At 72.7% G+C, this 19,919-nt stretch carries 19 protein-coding genes; 3 read left to right on the forward strand and 16 right to left on the reverse strand.

Annotation, left to right across the window (positions count from 1 at the left end; all coding sequences use genetic code 11):
- Nucleotides 1-6: 6 nt before the first annotated feature.
- The 7 genes from EDF34_RS03810 to EDF34_RS03835 form a co-directional block, all read right to left on the reverse strand.
- Entirely contained in the window at nt 7-705 is a 699-nt protein-coding gene (locus tag EDF34_RS03810; RefSeq protein ID WP_123369999.1) for a histidine phosphatase family protein, read from the reverse strand.
- The gene (gene rsfS, locus EDF34_RS03815; RefSeq protein WP_123370000.1) at nt 702-1,091 is read right to left on the reverse strand and encodes a ribosome silencing factor; all 390 of its coding nucleotides are present in this window, start codon (nt 1,089-1,091) and stop codon (nt 702-704) included. Before rsfS ends, EDF34_RS03810 begins: the two co-directional genes overlap by 4 nt.
- A 21-nt stretch (nt 1,092-1,112) precedes the next feature.
- Nucleotides 1,113-2,474: a hypothetical protein gene (locus EDF34_RS03820; protein WP_148076570.1), complete on the reverse strand. Its 1,362-nt coding sequence runs from the start codon at nt 2,472-2,474 to the stop codon at nt 1,113-1,115.
- Nucleotides 2,471-3,070 (reverse strand): nicotinate-nucleotide adenylyltransferase, encoded by a 600-nt coding sequence (nadD, locus tag EDF34_RS03825; RefSeq protein WP_123370002.1) that lies wholly within the window; start codon nt 3,068-3,070, stop codon nt 2,471-2,473. The genes EDF34_RS03820 and nadD overlap by 4 nt, the downstream gene beginning before the upstream one ends.
- A 20-nt stretch (nt 3,071-3,090) precedes the next feature.
- Nucleotides 3,091-3,246, reverse strand: a complete 156-nt coding sequence (locus EDF34_RS17645; protein ID WP_199737621.1) for a hypothetical protein — start codon at nt 3,244-3,246, stop codon at nt 3,091-3,093.
- A 58-nt stretch (nt 3,247-3,304) separates the two neighbouring features.
- Nucleotides 3,305-4,630 (reverse strand): glutamate-5-semialdehyde dehydrogenase, encoded by a 1,326-nt coding sequence (locus EDF34_RS03830; RefSeq protein ID WP_123370003.1) that lies wholly within the window; start codon nt 4,628-4,630, stop codon nt 3,305-3,307.
- Between the two features lie 73 nt (nt 4,631-4,703).
- Nucleotides 4,704-5,075 carry a metalloregulator ArsR/SmtB family transcription factor gene (locus EDF34_RS03835; protein WP_123370004.1) on the reverse strand — a complete coding sequence of 124 codons (372 nt, stop codon included), beginning with the start codon at nt 5,073-5,075 and terminating at the stop codon, nt 4,704-4,706.
- A 109-nt stretch (nt 5,076-5,184) separates the two neighbouring features.
- On the opposite strand from EDF34_RS03835, the gene arsM reads away from it, so the two are divergent.
- Nucleotides 5,185-5,940 carry an arsenite methyltransferase gene (arsM, locus tag EDF34_RS03840; protein ID WP_123370005.1) on the forward strand — a complete coding sequence of 252 codons (756 nt, stop codon included), beginning with the start codon at nt 5,185-5,187 and terminating at the stop codon, nt 5,938-5,940.
- A 46-nt stretch (nt 5,941-5,986) separates the two neighbouring features.
- Here arsM and EDF34_RS03845 read toward each other — a convergent pair whose 3' ends face one another.
- The 9 genes from EDF34_RS03845 to EDF34_RS03885 form a co-directional block, all read right to left on the reverse strand.
- Nucleotides 5,987-6,403, reverse strand: a complete 417-nt coding sequence (locus tag EDF34_RS03845; RefSeq protein ID WP_123370006.1) for an arsenate reductase ArsC — start codon at nt 6,401-6,403, stop codon at nt 5,987-5,989.
- Between the two features lie 27 nt (nt 6,404-6,430).
- Nucleotides 6,431-7,435, reverse strand: a complete 1,005-nt coding sequence (locus EDF34_RS03850; protein ID WP_123370007.1) for a metalloregulator ArsR/SmtB family transcription factor — start codon at nt 7,433-7,435, stop codon at nt 6,431-6,433.
- Nucleotides 7,425-8,537, reverse strand: coding sequence for an ACR3 family arsenite efflux transporter (gene arsB / locus EDF34_RS03855; RefSeq protein ID WP_123370008.1), 1,113 nt, complete (start codon nt 8,535-8,537; stop codon nt 7,425-7,427). The genes EDF34_RS03850 and arsB overlap by 11 nt, the downstream gene beginning before the upstream one ends.
- Nucleotides 8,534-9,487 carry a thioredoxin-disulfide reductase gene (gene trxB, locus EDF34_RS03860; protein WP_123370009.1) on the reverse strand — a complete coding sequence of 318 codons (954 nt, stop codon included), beginning with the start codon at nt 9,485-9,487 and terminating at the stop codon, nt 8,534-8,536. Before trxB ends, arsB begins: the two co-directional genes overlap by 4 nt.
- Nucleotides 9,488-9,604: 117 nt before the next feature.
- Nucleotides 9,605-10,744: a glutamate 5-kinase gene (proB, locus tag EDF34_RS03865; protein ID WP_123370658.1), complete on the reverse strand. Its 1,140-nt coding sequence runs from the start codon at nt 10,742-10,744 to the stop codon at nt 9,605-9,607.
- A gap of 68 nt (nt 10,745-10,812) precedes the next feature.
- Nucleotides 10,813-12,336 (reverse strand): GTPase ObgE, encoded by a 1,524-nt coding sequence (gene obgE / locus EDF34_RS03870; RefSeq protein ID WP_123370010.1) that lies wholly within the window; start codon nt 12,334-12,336, stop codon nt 10,813-10,815.
- 182 nt (nt 12,337-12,518) lie between these two features.
- The gene (gene rpmA, locus EDF34_RS03875) at nt 12,519-12,776 is read right to left on the reverse strand and encodes a 50S ribosomal protein L27 (RefSeq protein ID WP_123370011.1); all 258 of its coding nucleotides are present in this window, start codon (nt 12,774-12,776) and stop codon (nt 12,519-12,521) included.
- 70 nt (nt 12,777-12,846) lie between these two features.
- Nucleotides 12,847-13,155, reverse strand: a complete 309-nt coding sequence (rplU, locus tag EDF34_RS03880; RefSeq protein ID WP_199721427.1) for a 50S ribosomal protein L21 — start codon at nt 13,153-13,155, stop codon at nt 12,847-12,849.
- A 262-nt stretch (nt 13,156-13,417) separates the two neighbouring features.
- Nucleotides 13,418-16,894: an Rne/Rng family ribonuclease gene (locus EDF34_RS03885; RefSeq protein ID WP_123370012.1), complete on the reverse strand. Its 3,477-nt coding sequence runs from the start codon at nt 16,892-16,894 to the stop codon at nt 13,418-13,420.
- Nucleotides 16,895-17,354: 460 nt separating this feature from the next.
- Between EDF34_RS03885 and EDF34_RS03890 the strand changes: the two genes are divergently transcribed.
- On the forward strand, nt 17,355-18,842 hold the full coding sequence (locus EDF34_RS03890; protein WP_123370013.1) for a cytochrome ubiquinol oxidase subunit I: 1,488 nt from the start codon (nt 17,355-17,357) through the stop codon (nt 18,840-18,842).
- Between the two features lie 12 nt (nt 18,843-18,854).
- On the forward strand, nt 18,855-19,919 hold the full coding sequence (gene cydB, locus EDF34_RS03895) for a cytochrome d ubiquinol oxidase subunit II (RefSeq protein WP_123370014.1): 1,065 nt from the start codon (nt 18,855-18,857) through the stop codon (nt 19,917-19,919).

Genomic DNA, 19,919 nt, shown 5'->3' on the forward strand with positions numbered 1-19,919 from the left:
GCTGGCTCAGTCCGGGTCGCGGGTCTGCGCGTCGGCCTCGGAGCCGTGCACGGTGTCGGGTCCGGCGTTCCAGTCCGACGAGGCGTCCGTCGGGCCGAGGTTGTAGCCCGTCATGCGCCAGGAGGCCCGGCCGTCGACGGTCGAGGAGATGAGCTCGGCCCAGTGGGCGTTGAGCATGCCGACGAAGCCACGCCACTCGGGCGCCATCCCCAGCAGCTCGCCGACCGCGGAACTGATGGCCGCGCCGTGCGAGACGACGACGAGGGTGTCGCCGCGGTCCAGCGCGGCGGCGCGCTCGTTGATGGCCTCGGACGTGCGGGCGGCGACCTGGGCACGGGTCTCGGCGCCGACGCGCGACGGCTCTCCCCCGGCACGCCACAGCGCGAAGTCCTCGGGCCAGCTCGCGTGGATCTCGTCGCCCGTCAGGCCCTCCCAGTCGCCGAACGCGCGCTCGCGCACGCGGACCTCGGGGACGACCTCGAGGCCGGCGGCGCGCGCCAGGAAGCGCGCGGTCTCGTCGGCCCGGACCAGGTCGGAGGCGACGATGTGCGTCGGCTCGTGCCGCTCGAGCATGCGGGCAGCCGCCGTGCGAGCCTGCCAGCGCCCGATGTCGTCGAGCGGGATGTCGACCTGGCCCTGGAGGCGGGCCTCGGCGTTGTAGGCGGTGCGTCCGTGCCGCCAGAGCAGCAGCCGGCCGGCCGTCACGCCACGTCGCTCGGCTCGGTGCCCCTCGCGTCCTCGGGCAGCTCGATGACCGGGCAGTCCTTCCAGAGGCGCTCGAGCGCGTAGTAGACGCGGTCCTCGGAGTGCTGCACGTGGACGACGACGTCGCCGAAGTCGACGAGCACCCAGCGGCCGGCCGACTTGCCCTCGCGGCGCACCGGCTTGGCACCGAGCTTGTGCAGGGACTCCTCGACGGCGTCGACGATGGCGCCGACCTGCCGCTCGTTGGTGCCGGACGCGATGAGGAAGACGTCCGTGAGGACGAGCTGCTCGCTCACGTCGAGGGCGATGATCTCCTCGGCCTTGATGTCGGAAGCTGCGCGGGCTGCCGCGATGGCAAGCTCGACGGCGCGTTCGGTGGCAGGCACGGGACTCCTTGGATCAGGGGATCAGACAGACGAGGGTGTGACGGCGCCCGAGGACGACGCGAGGTGCACGCCGCCCGTCGTCGCGCCCGAGGCGCTGCCGTCAGGACGGCCGTTCACGACGAGCAGCATGATGAGGAAGCCCAGGACGAAGGCGACCAGGGCGAGCACGATCAGGTGCAGCCAGGTGTACGGGTGCCGCGGCTTGCGCTCGGCCTCGTCCTCGTCGTCGAGCTCGTCGACGTGCGGGGCCGCGGCGGACTCGGCGGCGGGCAGGCCGACGGCGACGGGCGCCCACGCGGGCGCGATCTCGTCGGAAGCGCCCGCGGCGGCCGGACCGGCCGGCGCGGCTGGCGTGACCGGCGCGTGATCAGGCTGAGCGGACCAGCCGACCCCGGGCGACGGGGTCGGGCGCACAGGCGCGGGCTCGGCGGGCCGCGCGGGCTGGGCCGTGGGGGTCCACGCGGCCGGAGCGGCCGGAGCGGCCGGGCGCTGGACCGGCGGCTGAGCGGCCTCCGGCGTGCGAGGCGCCCAGGGCGCGCGCTGCTCCGGGACAGGTGCGGCGGCCGGCTGCTGGAACGCCGAGGGGGCGGCCGGCGCCGTGCGCGGGGTCGGGGCGGACCACGACGGCGTGCCCTGCGTGACAGGTCGCGGGCTCGCAGTGGGGTCCAGCACGGTGTCGCGGCTCGATCGGCGCGAGCGCGCGGCGTCGCCGCCGTACGTCGGCGCGTCCCCTGCGGCCGGCCGGGGGCCAGAGCTCGACGGACGGGAGGTCGCCGTGGAGTCCGCGACGGCACTGCGCGGCGCGGCGTTCGGGGTGGCCGAGGGGCCACCGGGTGCCCGGACCTCCGAGGCCGTCCCCCACGCGGTGCGCGGCGGCGTGCTGGCGGCCGGGAGCCGCGTGGGAGCAGGTGCCGCGGACTGGGGCGACGCGGGCTGGGGAGCGGACATCTGCGGGGCAGAGGTGCGCGGGTGCGCCGAGGGCGACGTCTGCGGGCGGGGCGCCGACGCGGCGGGCCTCGCGCTCGCCGGCTGCGGGGGGGCCGCGGGCCAGGACGTCTGCGGCGCGCCGTTCGTCGGCCGCGCGGGTGCAGCCGAAGGTTGCGCGGGTGCAGCCGAGGGCCGTGCGGGAGCTGAGGCAGGCTGCGCGGGCGCCGCGGCGCTCGTCGGCCAGCCCGACGGCTGCGCGGGGATCGGCTCGGAGACGCGGCGCGCGCGGCGGGAACCGGGCGCGGCGGGCGTCGAGCCGGTGGCGGGTGGTGCTGCGGGCGTCGTGGGACCTGCCGGCGCCGGCTGCGCGGGGGCAGGCGGGGTCGACTCGACAGCGCCGGTCTCGGCGCTGCGGTGGAGGTCACGGCGACGCCGCCGCTCTCCGGGTTCACTCATGACAGACCTCGATACAACCTGTGCTTGGCGATGTACTGGACGACCCCGTCAGGGACGAGGTACCAGACGGGCTTCCCTGCCTGGGCACGCGCGCGGACGTCGGTCGAGGAGATGGCCAGTGCGGGGATCTCGAGCACGTGCACTCGGTCCCGCGGGAGGCCGTCGACCGTCAGCGTGTGCCCGGGGCGGGTGACCGCCACGAACTGCGCCATCGAGAACAGCTCCTCCGCATCCTTCCACGTCAGGATCTGCTCGATGGCGTCCGCACCCGTGATGAAGAACAACTCGGCGTCCGGCCGCGTGTCCTTGAGGTCCCGCAGGGTGTCGACGGTGAACGTCACACCCTCACGGTCGATGTCCACGCGGCTCACGGTGAACCGGGGGTTCGACGCGGTCGCGACCACGGACATCAGGTAGCGGTGCTCCGGCAGGGTGACCTGCTGGTCGAGCTTGAAGGTGGGCCGGCCGGTCGGGACGAACACGACCTCGTCGAGGTCGAACGTCGCGGCAGCCTCCGACGCGGCGACGAGGTGGCCGTGGTGGATGGGGTCGAACGTGCCGCCCATCACCCCCAGCCGGGGTCGTCGCGTCGTCATCTCCCCAGGGCCCGCGGCGCTCAGTGGCGCGTGCCCACGCTACGGAAGGCGTAGGTGATGAGCAGCATCGCGATGAGCCCACCGAAGGCCCCGAGCCCGAAGACGACGGGCGGGAACGGCAGCTCGGTCGTGTGCTCAGCGGCCTGCTCGGCAGCGGAGATCAGGGCAGCGTGCACGTGACTTCCTCCAGGGGTGGTTGGGCTGGCGACCAGTGTCGCACGGGGGTCTGAGCGATCAGGGCCTGACGTGCCCGTCGCCGTGCACGATCCACTTGGTGGTCGTGAGCTCGGCCAGGCCCATCGGGCCGCGGGCGTGCAGCTTCTGCGTCGAGATGCCGATCTCGGCGCCCAGGCCGAGCTGCCCGCCGTCGGTGAAGCGCGTCGAGGCGTTGACCATGACGGCCGCCGAGTCGACCTCGGCGACGAACCGCTCCGAGGCTGCGAGGTCGCGCGTGATGATCGCCTCGGTGTGGCCCGAGCTCCACGTGCGGATGTGCTCGAGCGCCTCGTCGAGGTCCTCCACGACGCGGACGGCGAGGTCGAGGGACAGGTACTCGGTGGCCCAGTCCTCGTCGGTGGCGGGCACGACGTCGGCCTCCTCGGGCGCGAGCGCGAGGGTCTCGGCGTCGCCGTGGATCGTCACGCCCTCGTCGGCGAGCATCGCGATCGCGATCGGCAGGAACTCGTCGGCCACGCCCTGGTGCACCAGCAGCGTCTCGGCCGCGTTGCACACCCCGACGCGCTGGGTCTTGGCGTTCAGCAGGATCGGCAGCGCGACGGCGAGGTCGGCGCTCTCGTCGACGTAGACGTGCACGTTGCCGACGCCGGTCTCGATGACGGGCACGGTCGACTCGCGCACGACGGTCCGGATGAGGTCGGCTCCCCCGCGCGGCACCAGCACGTCGACGAGCCCGCGGGCCCGCATGAGCGCCACTGCGCCCTCGCGCCCCCAGGCGTCGATCGACTGCACGAGCGCGCCGGGCAGGTCCCGGGACTCGAGCGCTGCGGCGAGCACCTCGACGATCACGGCGTTGCTCGACGCCGCCGCCGAGCCGCCGCGCAGGATCACGGCGTTGCCGCTCTTGAGCGCCAGCCCGGCGGCGTCGACGGTCACGTTCGGGCGCGCCTCGTAGATCATCCCGACGACGCCCATCGGCACGCGCACCTGGCGCAGCCGCAGGCCGTTGGGCAGCGTCGAGCCGCGCACGACCTCGCCGACGGGGTCCGGCAGCGCGGCGAGCTCGCGCAGCGCGTCGGCGATCGCGACGATGCGCTGCGGGTCCAGCGCGAGGCGGTCGAGCAGGCCCGCGGCCATCCCCGACTCGCGGCCGCGCGCCAGGTCCTCGGCGTTCGCGGCGACGATCCGGTCGGTCGCGGCGACCAGCGCGTCCGCGAGCGCGTGCAGCGCGGCGTCCTTGGTGGCCCGGTTGGCGGTCGCCAGTCGGCGCGACGCCCGCTTGGCGCGGGTCGCGACCGCCTCGACCTCCGCCGCGACGTCCACCGGGGCCGGCGTGCCGGGGGTGGTCGTCGTGAGGTCGGGGGCGTCGAGCGACGTGGTCATCCGGCCAGGGTAGTCCGGTCGCCGACGGGTTGTCCGGCCCGTCCCGTGGAGAGAGACCCCGCGCCCGCGCCGGTCAGCGCGAGCCTGGGGCCAGGTGGGTGCCGAGCTCGTGCGTCACGGCCGCCAACGCCCCGGGGACGAGCGCGTAGTACGCCCACACCCCGCGCTTGTCCCGCGTGACGAGCCCCGCGTCGACGAGCACCTTGAGATGGTGCGACACCGTGGGCTGGCTCAGCCCGACCGGGTCAACGAGGTCGCAGACGCAGGCCTCCGCACCTTCGTGCGCGGCGATGAGCGAGAGGAGGCGCAGCCGAGCAGGGTCAGCGAGCGCCTTCATCGTCCGAGCCAGGTCGACGGCCGCTCGCTCCGTGAGCGGCGCGCGGGTCTGCGGTCCGCAGCACGCGCCGTCGGTCGCGGTCGTCACCGGCAGCATGTCGAGTGGCATCGTCCGATTCTGCCCCAGACATCCACGGCTGTCGATATTGACATCGATCGATGGATCGCCCAGATTGGGCATCGACAGCTATCGATGGATGAGCGGGAAGGCGGATGACATGAACGAGGTGCGCGAGCAGGTGCGTCAGCGGTACGCGCTGGCCGCCGTCCAGGGCGGCGACCAGGGTTGCTGCAGCGGCGCGTCGTGCGATCCGGAGCAGATCGTCGTCGACGAGAAGTTCGGCGCCTCCCTCTACAGCGCGCAGGACGCCGTGAGCATCCCCGCCGAGGCCCTCGCCGCGTCGCTGGGCTGCGGCAACCCGCTCGCGGTCGCCGACCTGCGAGCGGGCGAGCGGGTGCTCGACCTCGGCTCGGGTGGCGGCATCGACGTGCTGCTCTCCGCCCGGCGGGTGGGGCCTGACGGGTTCGCCTACGGCGTCGACATGACCGACGAGATGCTGGAGCTGGCGCGCGCCAACGCCACCAAGGCCGGCGCGACGAACGTCGAGTTCCTCCGGGGCACGATCGAGGACCTGCCGCTCGACGACGCCGTGGTCGACGTGGTCATCTCCAACTGCGTGGTCAACCTGTCGACCGACAAGCCTGCCGTCCTGGCCGAGGCCTTCCGCGTGCTGGTTCCCGGAGGCCGCATCGGGATCTCGGACGTCGTCGCCGAAGACCACCTCAGCGAGCGGGACCGGGCGGAGCGGGGCTCGTACGTCGGGTGCATCGCCGGCGCGCTGTCGCGGTCCGAGTACGTCCAGGGGCTCGCCGCCGCAGGCTTCGCCGATGCCGAGGTGACGTTCACTCACGAGGTCGCCGAGGGCATGCACGGCGCCATCGTCCGGGCGCGCAAGCCCTTGGCCGCACACTGACGCGGCCTCGGCGGACGCACCCGACCAGGGTGCGTCCGTCGACCCGTCAGACCGAGACGGGCTCGACGCCGAGCTCGGAGAGCAGCGCGAGGATGCGCCCGCGGATCTCGTCGCGGATGGGCCGGACCGACTCGATGCCCTGCCCGGCGGGGTCCTCGAGCACCCAGTCCTCGTACCGCTTGCCCGGGAAGTAGGGGCAGGCGTCCCCGCATCCCATCGTCACGACCACGTCGGAGGCCTGCACAGCCTCGGTGGTCAGCACCTTGGGCTGCTCGGCCCGGATGTCGATGCCGACCTCGGCCATCGCCTCGACGGCGACGACGTTGACCTGGTCGGCGGGCATCGATCCGGCCGAGCGGACCTCGACGGCACCGCCGGTCAGCGCGGTCAGGAAGCCGGCGGCCATCTGGGAGCGGCCGGCGTTGTGGACGCAGACGAACAGGACGCTGGGCTTGGTGCTCATGGTTCTCCTTGGCAGTTGCAGAGGGGTTCAGGCGGGCAGTTGCAGGTGGGGTGCGAGGTCGGCGAGCAGGTCTCGCACGCGGGCGTCGATGTCGGCACGGATAGCCGCGACGCCTTCGGGTGAGGCCAGGGCCGGGTCGCCGACCGCCCAGTCCTCGTAGCGGATGCCGGGGTAGGTCGGGCACACGTCGCCGCAGCCCATGGTGATCACGACGTCCGCCGCGCGGACCGCGTCGTCGGTCAGCGGCTTCGGGAAGGCATCGTCCGTCGCGCCGAGGGCGGCGAGGGCGGGCTGCACGAGGGCATGGACGCTCTCGGACGGGGCCGAGCCAGCGGAGCGGACGGCAATCGCGTCGCCGGCGTAGTGGTTGAGCAGGGCAGCGGCGAGCTGGGAGCGGCCGGCGTTGGCGACGCAGACGAACAGGACGTGCGGGACGCTGGCCACGCCGTCGATGCGGTTGAGGTCCTCGAGCCGCTGGCGCGCGAACTTCTCGGCCAGGACCACGAGGTGCGCGCGCAGTCCCGCTGTGCGCGCGAGGGCGGTGGAGGAGTCGCGCACGACGTCGCGGATGCGCGTGGGATCGATGGCCGGGAACCGGTCGGTGAGGTCGGTGGTGATTCGGTCGAGCATGTGGTCGAGATCCGCGATCCCGTCCTCGACTCCTGAGAGCCCGGGCTCGCCATGGTCGACGGTCGCAGGGGCGAACGACTCGAGCAGCGAGCGGATCGCACCCGTGTGGTCCGGACTGATCCGGTAGTAGACCCACGTGCCACGCCGCTGGGAGGTCACGAGCCCGACGTCCTTGAGGACCTTGAGGTGGTGGGAGACGGTCGGCTGGGAGACGTTCGTGAGCTCGCTGATGTCGCACACGCACGCCTCGTGGGTCGGTGACGCGGCGATCAGCGACAACGCCCGCAGACGCAGCGGGTCAGCCAGCGCCTTGAGAGCTCGGGCGACCTGGTCGGCGGCCGGCGCACCCATGGCCCTGTCAGTGATGGACTCCAACGAGTCGCAGGACGTGTCAACGGTCATGACGGTCGCCTCCCAGCGTTGCGGGCATCTGCGGCTGCGGCCATCGGCGCGCGAGCCAGAGCGAGACGTAGACGAGGCCGACGAGCACGGGGACCTCGATCAGGGGCCCGACGACGCCGGCGAGCGCCTCACCGGACGCCGCGCCGAAGGTGCCGATCGCGACGGCGATCGCGAGCTCGAAGTTGTTGCCGGCGGCCGTGAACGCCAGCGTCGTCGACCGGGCGTAGCCGAGGTCCAGGACGCGGCCGGTGGCCATGCCGGTGCCCCACATGATGGCGAAGTAGGCCAGCAAGGGTGCGGCGATGCGCACGACGTCCAGCGGGTTGCTCGTGACGGCGTCGCCCTGCAGAGCGAACAGCAGCACGATGGTGAACAGCAGCCCGTACAGCGCCCAGGGCCCGATCCGCGGGACGAAGCTCGACTCGTACCAGTCGCGCCCGCGGCGCCGTTCGCCGATCCATCGCGAGGCGAACCCGGCGACCAGCGGGATTCCGAGGAAGACCAGCACGTTCAGCGCGATCTGCCCCATCGAGACGTCCAGGCCCTGGGAGTCCAGACCGAGCCAGCCTGGCAGGACCGTGAGGTAGAAGTAGCCCAGCAGGGAGAACGCCACGACCTGGAACATCGAGTTCAGCGCGACCAGGACCGCGGCCGCCTCCCGGTCTCCGCACGCGAGGTCGTTCCAGATGACGACCATCGCGATGCACCGCGCGAGCCCGACGATGATCAGGCCGGTGCGGTACTCGGGCAGGTCGGGGAGCATCAACCAGGCGAGCGCGAACATCAGCGCCGGACCAACCACCCAGTTGAGCACGAGGGAGGACACCAGCAAGCGCTTGTCGCCGGTGACGGCCCCGACGCGGTCGTAGCGCACCTTGGCCAGAACCGGGTACATCATCACGAGCAGACCGAGCGCGATCGGCACCGAGATCCCGCCGACCTGCACCGCCTCGAGTGCGTCGCCCACGCCCGGCACGAACCGTCCGAGCAGCAACCCTGCAACCATCGCCAGCCCGATCCACGCGGGCAGCCAGCGGTCCAGCGTCGAGAGTCGGCCCGGACTGACCGCCGGTGCGGACGGCGCGATGGCTGCGGCGGTCACGGTGCGACCTCGGACCGATCGTCGAGCGCGGCGAGGAAGTGCTGGGCGTCCAGGGCGGCGGAGCAGCCGGAGCCGGCGGCGGTGATGGCCTGGCGGTAGGTGTGGTCGACGAGGTCGCCGCACGCGAACACGCCGGGCAGGTTGGTCGCGGTGGTGCGGCCCACGACCTTGACGTAGCCGGCGTCGTCGAGCTCGATCTGCCCGACGAGCAGCTCGGAGCGCGGCACGTGGCCGATCGCGACGAACACGCCCGTGGCGGGGTGCTCGCGGGTCTCGCCCGTCACGGTGTCGCGCAGCGTCACGCCCGTGACCTTGGCGTCGCCGGCGATGGCGACGATCTCGGAGTTCCAGGCGAACTCGATCTTCGGGTCGTTCGCGGCTCGGTCGGCCATGATCTTCGAGGCGCGCAGCTGGTCGCGGCGGTGGACCATCGTGACGCGCTTGCCGAACCGGGTCAGGAACGTGGCCTCCTCGACCGCGGAGTCACCGCCGCCGACGACGATGATCTCCTGGTCCTTGAAGAAGAACCCGTCGCAGGTCGCGCACCAGGACACGCCGCGACCGGACAGACGCTTCTCGTCGTCCAGGCCGAGCTCGCGGTACGCGGAGCCGGTCGACAAGATCACCGACCGGGCCAGGTAGGTCTCTCCACCGGAGACGACGATCTTCTTGACCGGGCCGTCGAGCTCGAGCGACGTCGCGTCGTCCCACAGCACCTCGGCACCGAAGCGCTCGGCCTGCTTCTGCAGGTTCTCCATGAGCTCGGGGCCCTGGATGCCGTCGGGGAAGCCCGGGAAGTTCTCGACCTCGGTCGTGTTCATCAAGGCGCCGCCCGCGGTCACCGAGCCGGCGACGATCAGCGGGGCGAGCCCGGCACGTGCTGCGTAGATGGCCGCGGTGTAGCCGGCGGGGCCGGAACCGACGATCACGAGGTCGCGTTGCATTGACATGCTTCTATATTGAAGATCATCTAAACACGAGTCAAGCGGAGGCTTCGCAGCACCGGAGCAGGCCAGCAGGCGCCGTCACCCTCGAGCTCGGCACGAACAGGCAGACGCACACTCGAACTAGCGTCGGCGGCGCGCCAGGACCAGGTCGTCGCGGTGCACGAGGGCGCGGTCGTAGCCCGCACCGAGCTCGACTCTCAGGTCGGACGTCGAGCGGCCGAGCAGCCGCGGCACCTCGTCGGACCCGTAGGCCACCAGGCCGCGACCGACGACGACCGCGTCGGGGCCGACGAGCTCGACCGGGTCCCCGGCCTCGAACTCGCCCTCGAACCCGGTGACCCCGGCGGGCAGGAGCGAGGTCCGGCGGTCGACGACGGCCCGCACCGCCCCCTCGTCGAGGACGAGCCGACCGTGCGCCTTGGCGGCGTGCGCGAGCCAGAGCAGGCGGATGGACGTGCGGCGGCCGGTCGCGGCGAACCACGTGCCGACGTCCTCGCCGGCGAGCGCCGAGGCGGCCTGGGCAGCGGACGTGAGGACCACGGGGATGCCCGACTGCGTGGCGATCGCGACCGACTCGAGCTTGGTGATCATGCCGCCGGTGCCCACGGCGCTCCCCCGCGACGCGACGTCGATGCCGTCGAGGTCCGCGGCGCCGTCGACGCGACCGATGCGGCGCGACCCGGGCCGCGAGGGCGGGCCGGTGTAGAGCGCGTCGACGTCGGTGAGCAGGACGAGCGCGTCGGCGTGCACGAGGTGGGAGACCAGCGCCGCCAGCCGGTCGTTGTCGCCGAACCGGATCTCGTCGGTCGCGACCGCGTCGTTCTCGTTGATGACCGGCACCACGCCCAGGTCGAGCAGGCGGGTGAGCGCGCGGTGCGCGTTGCGGTAGTGGCCGCGCCGCACGGTGTCGTCGGCGGTCAGCAGCACCTGCCCGACTCGCAGTCCGTGGTCGGCGAAGGCGCGCGTGTAGTGCGCGACGAGCAGCCCCTGGCCGACGGACGCCGCCGCCTGCTGCGTCGCGAGGTCACGCGGGCGGGCGGCCAGTCCCAGCGGGCCGATGGCGGCGGCGATGGCACCCGAGGAGACGAGGACCACCTGCCCGCCGGCCTCCCGCCGGGCCGCGAGGACCTCGACGAGGGCGCGCAGACGCTCCGGGTCCAACCGACCGTCAGGGCTGGTGAGCGAGCTCGAACCCACCTTGACCACGACCCGCGCAGCCGCCGGGAGCTGCTGGCGGTCGAGCAGTGCGGCGGCGGTCACGTGGGCATTGTGCCGCGTGCCGCCGCCGAGCCGTGCGTCCATTCATGGACCGGACAGGCCGGGCGACCTCAGGCCTCGTCGGCCGGGTCCGCCCAGTGGCCCTGCTTGCGCTCGGTCCACAGCTCCTCGCGGGCGAGCGCCTTGGCGTCCATGCGGTCCTTGTACTCGACGCGCTTCTCGCCACGCGTCGGACGGCTCCGCTCCTCGATCCGCTGGTCGGTGCCGCGCGGGCCGCCGAGCAGCTCCGAACCGGTGAGCAGGGTGGGCTCCCAGTCGAAGACGACCGAGTTGTGGTCCGGACCGATCCGGACCTCGTCACCCGCGACGGCGCCCGCGGCGAAGAGCCGCTCCTCGACGCCGAGCCGCGCGAGACGGTCGGCGAGGTAGCCGACGGCCTCGTCGTTCGAGAACTCGGTCTGCCGCACCCAGCGCTCGGGCTTCTCGCCGCGCAGCGAGTACCAGACCGCGCCACCGCTCTCGCGGCGCGTGACCGTGAAGCCCGCGTCGTCGACGGCCTTCGGTCGCAGGACGACGCGGGTCGCCTCGGGCACGGGTGCCTCGCGACGCGCCTTCTCGACGAGCTCGGCGAGGCCGAACGTCAGCGCGCGCAGGCCCTCGTGGGAGGCCGTCGAGATCTCGAAGACCCGCATGCCGCGCGCCTCCAGCTCGGGCTTGACCATCTCGGCCAGCTCACGCGCCTCGGGGACGTCGATCTTGTTGAGCGCGACGATGCGCGGGCGCTCGGTCAGCGGCACGCGGCCACCCTCGATGCCGAGGTCGCCGGCGTACAGCGCGAGCTCCGCCTCGATGATGTCCAGGTCCGAGATCGGGTCGCGGTCCGGCTCCAGCGTCGCGCAGTCGAGCACGTGCACCAGGACGGCGCAGCGCTCGATGTGGCGCAGGAACTCCAGGCCGAGGCCCTTGCCCTTGGACGCACCCGGGATGAGCCCGGGGACGTCGGCGACCGTGTAGCGCGCCGAGCCCGCCTGCACGACGCCGAGGTTCGGGATCAGGGTGGTGAAGGGGTAGTCGGCGATCTTCGGCCGCGCGGCCGAGATCGACGCGACGAGGCTCGACTTGCCGGCGCTCGGGTAGCCGACCAGGGCCACGTCCGCGATCGACTTCAGCTCGAGCACGACGTCGAGCGCGTTGCCGGGCTCGCCGAGCAGCGCGAAGCCCGGTGCCTTGCGGCGCGGCGAGGACAGCGCGGCGTTACCCAGCCCTCCGCGGCCACCCTCGGCGACCACGAACTGCGCACCCACGCCGACGAGATCGGCGAGGACCTCGCCGTCCTGGGACTTCACGACCGTCCCGTCCGGGACGCCCAGGACCAGGTCGCCACCCGTGCTGCCCGCACGGTGGTCGCCCATGCCCTGCGTGCCGCTCGGCGCGTGGCGGTGCGGCAGGTGGTGGAACTCGAGCAGCGTGGTGACCTGCGGGTCGACCTCGAGGATCACCGAGCCGCCGTTGCCGCCGTTGCCGCCGTCGGGCCCGGCCAGGGGCTTGAACTTCTCGCGGTGGATGGACGCACAGCCGTTCCCACCGTCACCGCCGGTCGCGTGCAGCACGACCCGGTCGACGAATGTCGCCACAGCTGTCCTCCTTCGTTCCGATCCCGCCCGTCTTGTGACCGAGCGTGGCGCGTGCGGCTCCGGGGAGCCACACGAGTGCGCTCGTGTCACAGGTGGGGCGGGGTCTGGCTACTGCGATGGTCACACGACGAAGGGGCGCACCGCACCGGTGCGCCCCTTCGTACGAGAAAACTGGGTGAGGCTCAGGCCTCGACGGCGACGATGTCGATGACCTTGCGGCCACGACGCGTCCCGAAGGTCACGGCACCGGGGGTCAGCGCGAACAGCGTGTCGTCGCCGCCACGGCCGACGTTGACGCCGGGGTGGAAGTGGGTGCCACGCTGGCGGACGATGATCTCGCCGGCCTTGACGACCTGGCCACCGAAGCGCTTGACGCCCAGGCGCTGGGCGTTCGAGTCGCGGCCGTTGCGCGAGGAGCTCGCGCCCTTCTTGTGTGCCATGACGAACCTGCTTTCGTGCTCAGAGAATGGGGGGCTGTATCCCGATAGCCGTCCGGCCGACGGCGCGAGATCAGGAGATGCCGGTGACCTTGAGCCGGGTCAGCTGCTGACGGTGACCCTTGCGCACGCGGTAACCGGTCTTGTTCTTGTACTTGAGGATGTCGATCTTGGGACCCTTCTCGTCCCGCACGACCTCCGCCGTCACCGTCACCTTGGCCAGGGCCGCGGCGTCGGTGGTGATCTTGTCACCGTCGACCAGCAGCAGCGCCGGCAGCTCGACCGAGGCGCCCGCCTTGGCGGCGAGGCGGTCGACGACGACGATGTCGCCGACGGCGACCTTCTCCTGGCGGCCGCCAGCCTTCACGATCGCGTACACCACGTTGCTGCTCATCTCTGCTCGTCGAACTGCTTGCTGTCTGCGGGTGCCCCGTCGGCGCCCGCGCACGACCCGATCCGCCGACATGAGCCGGTGAGGTGCGGGGTTCGCATGAGCGCCGCTGCGGCGGCACGGTGATCGGCGCGCACCAGACGCGCCGACAGTCCAGGGTACGGACCCAGCACCCCAGGGTCAAACCTGGACGGCGGCGCGGAGGTCCGTCCGACCCCCGACGTGACCAAGGCCACGCCGGGAGCCGGGTCGATCAGTGCTGCGGCGAGCCGTCGGGCTGGTCGCCCTGCTCGTCGGTGGCGTCGTCATCGGCCTCGCCGCCCTCGCTGACCTCGAAGAGGACCGCGTCGACGGGCGTGAGCTCGAGGGTCGCGTCGCTCGTCGGCGCCGGCGTGTGGTCCGCGAAGGCGGCCAGCACGTCCAGGACAGGGCGGTCGGCGACGGCCTCGGCCTCGGGGGCCTCGTCGGCCTCCGGTGCCTCGACGGGCTCGTCGGCCGCCTCGACCTCGAGCTCCTCGAACGTCTCGACGGCGACGAGGTCGTCGACGACGATCGCGTCGCCGACGGGCACGTCGTGGTCGTGGTCGTGGTCGTGCGCGTGCGCAGCGGCCGCGGCGATCGTGGCGAGCGTGGCCTTGACGGCCTCGCGCGCCTCGGGCAGCACCGGCACGGGCGAGTGCGGCGCGCCGCCGGCGGGCTCCTTGACGGCCGCTCCGCCGCGCTTGCGACGCGCGCGCTTGGGCTCGCCGGCCCCCGCGGACGGCTCGGCGGGGACCTGCTGAGCGGCGCCCGCGTCGGACCGGCCGTTCTTCTCGATCGGCTCGTCGTGCACGATGAAGCCGCGCCCGTGGCAGTGCTCGCAGGTCTCGGAGAACGCCTCGACCAGGCCCTGGCCCACGCGCTTCCGGGTCATCTGCACGAGGCCGAGCGAGGTGACCTCGGCGACCTGGTGCTTGGTGCGGTCGCGTCCCAGGCACTCGACCAGGCGCCGCAGCACGAGGTCACGGTTGGACTCGAGCACCATGTCGATGAAGTCGACGACGATCATGCCGCCGATGTCACGCAGCCGGAGCTGGCGCACGATCTCCTCGGCGGCCTCGAGGTTGTTGCGCGTGACCGTCTCCTCGAGCGTCCCGCCCGATCCGGTGAACTTGCCGGTGTTGACGTCGACGACGGTCATCGCCTCGGTGCGGTCGATGACGAGCGAGCCGCCCGACGGGAGCCAGACCTTGCGGTCCATCCCCTTCGCCAGCTGCTCGTCGATCCGGTGCGCCGAGAACACGTCGCCCGTGCCCGTGTACTTCGAGATCTTCTGCGCCAGGTCCGGCGCGAGCTCGTCGATGTACTGCGAGATCGTCGACCACGCCTCGTCGCCCTGGACGACCAGGGAGCCGAAGTCGTCGTTGAAGATGTCGCGGACCACGCGGATGGCCATGTCCGGCTCGCCCTGGAGCAGGGCCGGGGCGGACGCGGTCTTGGACTTCTTCTCGATGGCGTCCCACTGCGACTGCAGGCGCGCGATGTCCGCGCGCAGCTCCTCCTCGGAGGCGCCCTCCGCCGCGGTGCGCACGATGACGCCGGCCGAGTCCGGCACGACCTCGCGCAGGATCTTCTTCAGGCGGTTGCGCTCGATGTCGGGCAGCTTGCGGCTGATGCCGGTCATGCCGCCGCCGGGCACGTACACGAGGTAGCGCCCTGCGAGCGTGACCTGCGACGTCAGACGGGCGCCCTTGTGGCCGATCGGGTCCTTGGTGACCTGGACCAGCACGGAGTCGCCGGACTTGAGCGCCTGCTCGATGCGACGGGCGGAGCCGCCCTCGACGTTCGCGGCGTCCCAGTTGACCTCGCCGGCGTAGAGCACGGCGTTGCGGCCCTTGCCGACGTCGACGAACGCGGCCTCCATGCTCGGCAGCACGTTCTGCACGCGGCCGAGGTAGACGTTGCCGACCATCGAGACCGACGCCTGGTTCGAGACGTAGTGCTCGACGAGCACGCCGTCCTCGAGCACGGCGATCTGCGTGCGACCGGCCTTCTCGCGGACGATCATCGAGCGGTCGACCGACTCACGGCGGGCCAGGAACTCGGCCTCGGTGATGATCTGGCGGCGACGACCGGCGTCGCGGCCCTCGCGGCGGCGCTGGCGCTTGGCCTCGAGGCGGGTCGAGCCGCGCAGCGCCGTGACCTCGTCGCTGACCGGGCGCGTGCGGGCCGGGCGAGGCTCGGCGTCGGGCTCGCCCGGTCGGGCGGAGCCGCGGCGGCGACGGCGACGGCGACGGCTCGACGAGCCGGGCTCGCCGTCCTCGTCGGACTCGTCGTCGTCCTCGTTCGGGGTGCTCTCGGGGTCGGCGCTGCCAGGCTCGCCCTCGGGCGTGCCGTCCGCGTCGTCAGCCGTCGCGTCGCCCGCGGTGGCCTCTCCCGCGTCGGGCCGACGACGGCCGCGGCCGCCCCGGCGGCGACGACGACGCGGGGCGTTGCCGCCTGCCTCGCCGGACTCGTCGTCCTCGTCCTCGTCGTTCTCGTCGGTCTCGCTCTCGACCTCCGCCGCGGGCGCACCCTCGACGTCGCGGGTCTCGTCGGTCTCGTCTGCCTCGTCCTCGGCCGGCGTCTCCTCGGCGGGCTCGTCGTCAGCAGCACGCGGCGGCTCGCCGCCGCGGCCTCGACGGCCACGACGGCGCGAGCTGCGGTTGCCGGAGGCGGCGGGGCGCTCCTCGACGACGGGGGCGTCCTCGGTCTCGGTCTCGCCGTCGGCCGACTCCAGCCGAGCGGCCTCCAGCTGGGCGGCCTCGAGCTCGGCCTGCTCCTCCTGCTCGCGTTCGATCCGTGCGGCCTCGGAGATCGCCTCGGGCGAGCCGGCGCTGGACGTCGCACGGCGACGGCGCTGGCGGGAGGCCGTGGGGTCGGGCGCCTGGAACAGGAGCGCGGTCGTCGCCAGGCGCGGCTGCGCGGCGGGCGGCGCGGCCTCGGTGGCCGGGGCGGACCGGGGGGCGTTGCGCGGGGCACGAGCCGAGCGGGAGGTCCGCGGCGCGGCTGCCGCCGGCGCGGCTGCCGCCGGCTCGGCGAACGCCGCGAGCACGTCGAGCGCCGGTGCGTCCTCGACGGGCTCTGCGGCAGCGGGTGCCGCCGCCTCGACCGGCGCACCGGGCGCAGCCGCGGGGCGCGAGCTCGCGCGGCGCCGGCGGGCGGGCGCGGCGCTCTCGGGGGCGGCGACGGGCGCCGCCTCGGCGGGGGCAGCAACGGTGGGTGCGGCGGCGAGTGGTGCAGTGGGCGCTGCGGCGGAAGGCTCGGCTGCCGGCACGACGGCGTCGGCCGCGGCTGCCGGCCGCGTGGCGCGCTTGCGGGTCTTCGTGGGGGCGGGCGTCTCCGCCACGGTGACCGAGGGCTCGGTGACCGAGGGCTCGACGACCGGGGCCTCGACGACCGAGGCCTCGACGGGCGCGGCAGCCTTGCGGCCAACCCGCGAACGAGCGGCGCGCGGGGCCTCGGTCGCTGCGTCGCCGGCGGGCGTCTCGGCCACGTCGGTCGCGGGCTTGGCGCGCTTGCGCGCGGGCTTCTTGGCTGGCGCCTCGGCGGCAGCCTCGAGAGCGGGGGCCTCCACGGCGGCGGGCGCGGGCGTCGAGACGGCGTCCGGGGCGGCCACGCTACGGGTGGCGCGGCGGCGACGCGCCGGGGCCGGCGCTGCCTCACTCCCGGTCGACGTGGTGACTGCGGACTCGGGAGTGTTGTCGGACATCACGCGAGGTGCTCCTGGGTACCACGAACCGCCGTCCACACGTGTGGCGGCCCGTAGCGGGTCGGTCGTCGCTCACGCTGCGCGCGGCGACGGAAGTCGTCGGTCATGGCTGCTGCACCTGGCCGGGGCCATCGCCTGCCTGACGGAATCCCGGCCCCGATCGGGGACCTGGCGGACTGCCGGGCGGCGGCTGGCGCACGCGACGTGGTCGATGCGGCGAGCTCACGGGTTCACGGGGCGGTGTGGACGCTTTGTGGACCGCGGTCAGTATCGCACAGACACCTGGTCCGGGCCCGCCATCGCCGCTCGAAGAAGACGACAGCGTGTCAGTACCCGGGACCTTGGTCCCAGGGGCAGACTGGACCCCGTCCTAGCGTTTCCCCAGGTCCGCTCCTAGAAGCTGCTCGAGCACCCCGCGGACTTACGACCACCGACTCGCACTCCCCCGCTCGGAGATCCTGTGGACGCCCTCGACCTCGCCCGCTGGCAGTTCGGCATCACGACCGTCTACCACTTCATCTTCGTACCGCTGACGATCGGCCTCGCGCCCCTCGTCGCGATCATGCAGACGGCGTGGGTCCGCACCGGCAACGAGCGCTGGCTGCGCCTGACCAAGTTCTTCGGCAAGCTGCTGCTGATCAACTTCGCGATCGGCGTCGCCACCGGCATCGTGCAGGAGTTCCAGTTCGGCATGGCGTGGAGCGAGTACTCACGCTTCGTCGGCGACGTGTTCGGGGCACCGCTCGCGATGGAGGCGCTCGCCGCGTTCTTCGTCGAGTCGACGTTCCTGGGGCTGTGGATCTTCGGCTGGGACAAGCTGCCCAAGAAGATCCACCTCGCGTGCATCTGGGCCGTCGCGATCGCGACCAACCTCTCCGCCTACTTCATCCTCGCCGCGAACTCGTGGATGCAGCACCCGGTCGGCGCGATCTTCAACGAGAAGGCGGGCCGCGCGGAGATGAACGACATCGGGGCGGTCCTCACCAACCCGACCGTGCTCGCAGCCTTCCCCCACACGATCTCCGCCGCGTTCCTCACGGCGGGGACGTTCGTCGCCGGCATCGCCGCCTGGTGGATGGTCAGGCTGGTCCGCCGCGGTGACGCGGCCACGGCCAAGGACGTCTACCGCCCCGCGGTGATCGTCGGCCTCGTCGCCATCATCGTCAGCGGCGCGGGTGTCGCGATCACCGGCGACCAGCAGGCCAAGCTGATGTTCGAGCAGCAGCCCATGAAGATGGCGTCCGCCGAGGCGCTGTGCACGACGTCGTCCAACGTCTCCTTCTCGATCCTGGCGATCGGCAACCTGTCCAACGACTGCGACAACGTCACGCACGTCATCGAGATCCCCGGCATGCTGTCGTTCCTCGCGACGGGCGACTTCAACGCCACGCTCCAGGGCGTCGACGACCTGCAGGCGGAGTACGAGCAGAAGTTCGGGTACACCGACGAGAACGGCGACCCGATCTCCTACCAGCCCGACCTCACGGTCACCTACTGGGGCTTCCGCCTCATGATCGGCTTCGGCATCGGCTCCGCCGCGCTCGCCGTCGCGGCGCTGTGGCTCACCCGCAAGGGCCGGGTCACGGGCAAGACGTGGTTCGGGACGCTCGGCATCGCCGCGATCGCCACCCCGTTCCTCGCCTCGTCGGCCGGCTGGGTCTTCACGGAGATGGGCCGCCAGCCGTGGGTGGTCGCGCCCAACCCGAACCCGTCCGGCGTCGACGGCGTGTGGCTGATCACCGCGCGGGGCGTGTCCACGGTGCCCGGCGTCTCGAGCATCGCGATCTCGCTGGTCGCGTTCACGCTGCTCTACGGCGTGCTGGCGGTGCTCTGGTACCGCCTCATGCACCGCTACACGATCGAAGGGGTCGCTCCGTCCGAGAAGGACCCCAGTCCGGAGGCGCGCACCGACGACGACGCCGACGCCCCGCTGTCCTTCGCGTACTGACAGGAGACGACCATGGAGCTGACCACCGTCTGGTTCATCCTCATCGCCGTCCTGTGGACGGGGTACCTCGTGCTCGAGGGGTTCGACTTCGGCGTCGGCATGCTGCTCGGCTGGCTGCCGCACAAGCAGGACCGCGAGCGCGAGCGCCGCGTCATGATCAACACGATCGGCCCGGTGTGGGACGGCAACGAGGTGTGGCTGCTCACCGCGGGCGGCGCGACGTTCGCCGCGTTCCCCGAGTGGTACGCGACGTTGTTCTCCGGCTTCTACCTGCCGCTGCTGCTCATCCTGCTCGCGCTGATCATCCGCGTGGTGGCGTTCGAGTGGCGCGGGAAGATCAACGACGACCGCTGGCGCGCCTGGGCGGACCGGGCCTTGATCGTCGGCTCCTGGGTGCCCGCCGTGCTGTGGGGCGTGGCGTTCGCGAACATCGTGCGCGGCGTCGAGCTGGACGCCGACCACCAGTACGTCGGCGGGTTCTGGGCGCTGCTCAACCCGTTCGCGCTGCTCGGCGGCGCGACGACCGCGCTCATCTTCCTCACGCACGGCGCCGCGTTCCTGGCGCTGAAGTCCGCCGGTGACATCCGTGACCGGGCCGCGTCGCTCGCCGCGCGTCTCGCGCCCGTCACCCTCGTGGTCGCCGCCGCGTGGGCGATCTGGGCGCAGGTCGCCTACTCGGACGCCGCCTGGACGTGGGCCGCCGTCGCGGTCGCCGCTGTGGCGCTCGTCGTGCTCGTGCTCGCCACCCGGACGCGGCGCGAGGGTCTCGCGTTCATCGCCTCGGCGGTGACCATCGTGGCGGCCGTCGTGCTGATCTTCGGCTCGCTGTTCCCCGACGTGATGCCGGCGTTCGACCCGGCCAACTCGCTCACCGTCACCAACGCGTCCTCGACGCACTACACGCTGACCGTGATGACCTGGGTCGCCGTGATCCTCACGCCGGTGGTGCTGCTCTACCAGGGCTGGACCTACTGGGTGTTCCGCAAGCGTGTCTCGACGGCCCACATCCCCGACTCGATCGGGCTGACGTTCGACCGCAGCCCCGCGCGCGTCGGTGCGGCCGACGAGGAGCGATGA

It is taken from the genome of Cellulomonas sp. PhB150, assembly GCF_003755175.1.
Taxonomy (GTDB): Bacteria; Actinomycetota; Actinomycetes; order Actinomycetales; family Cellulomonadaceae; genus Cellulomonas.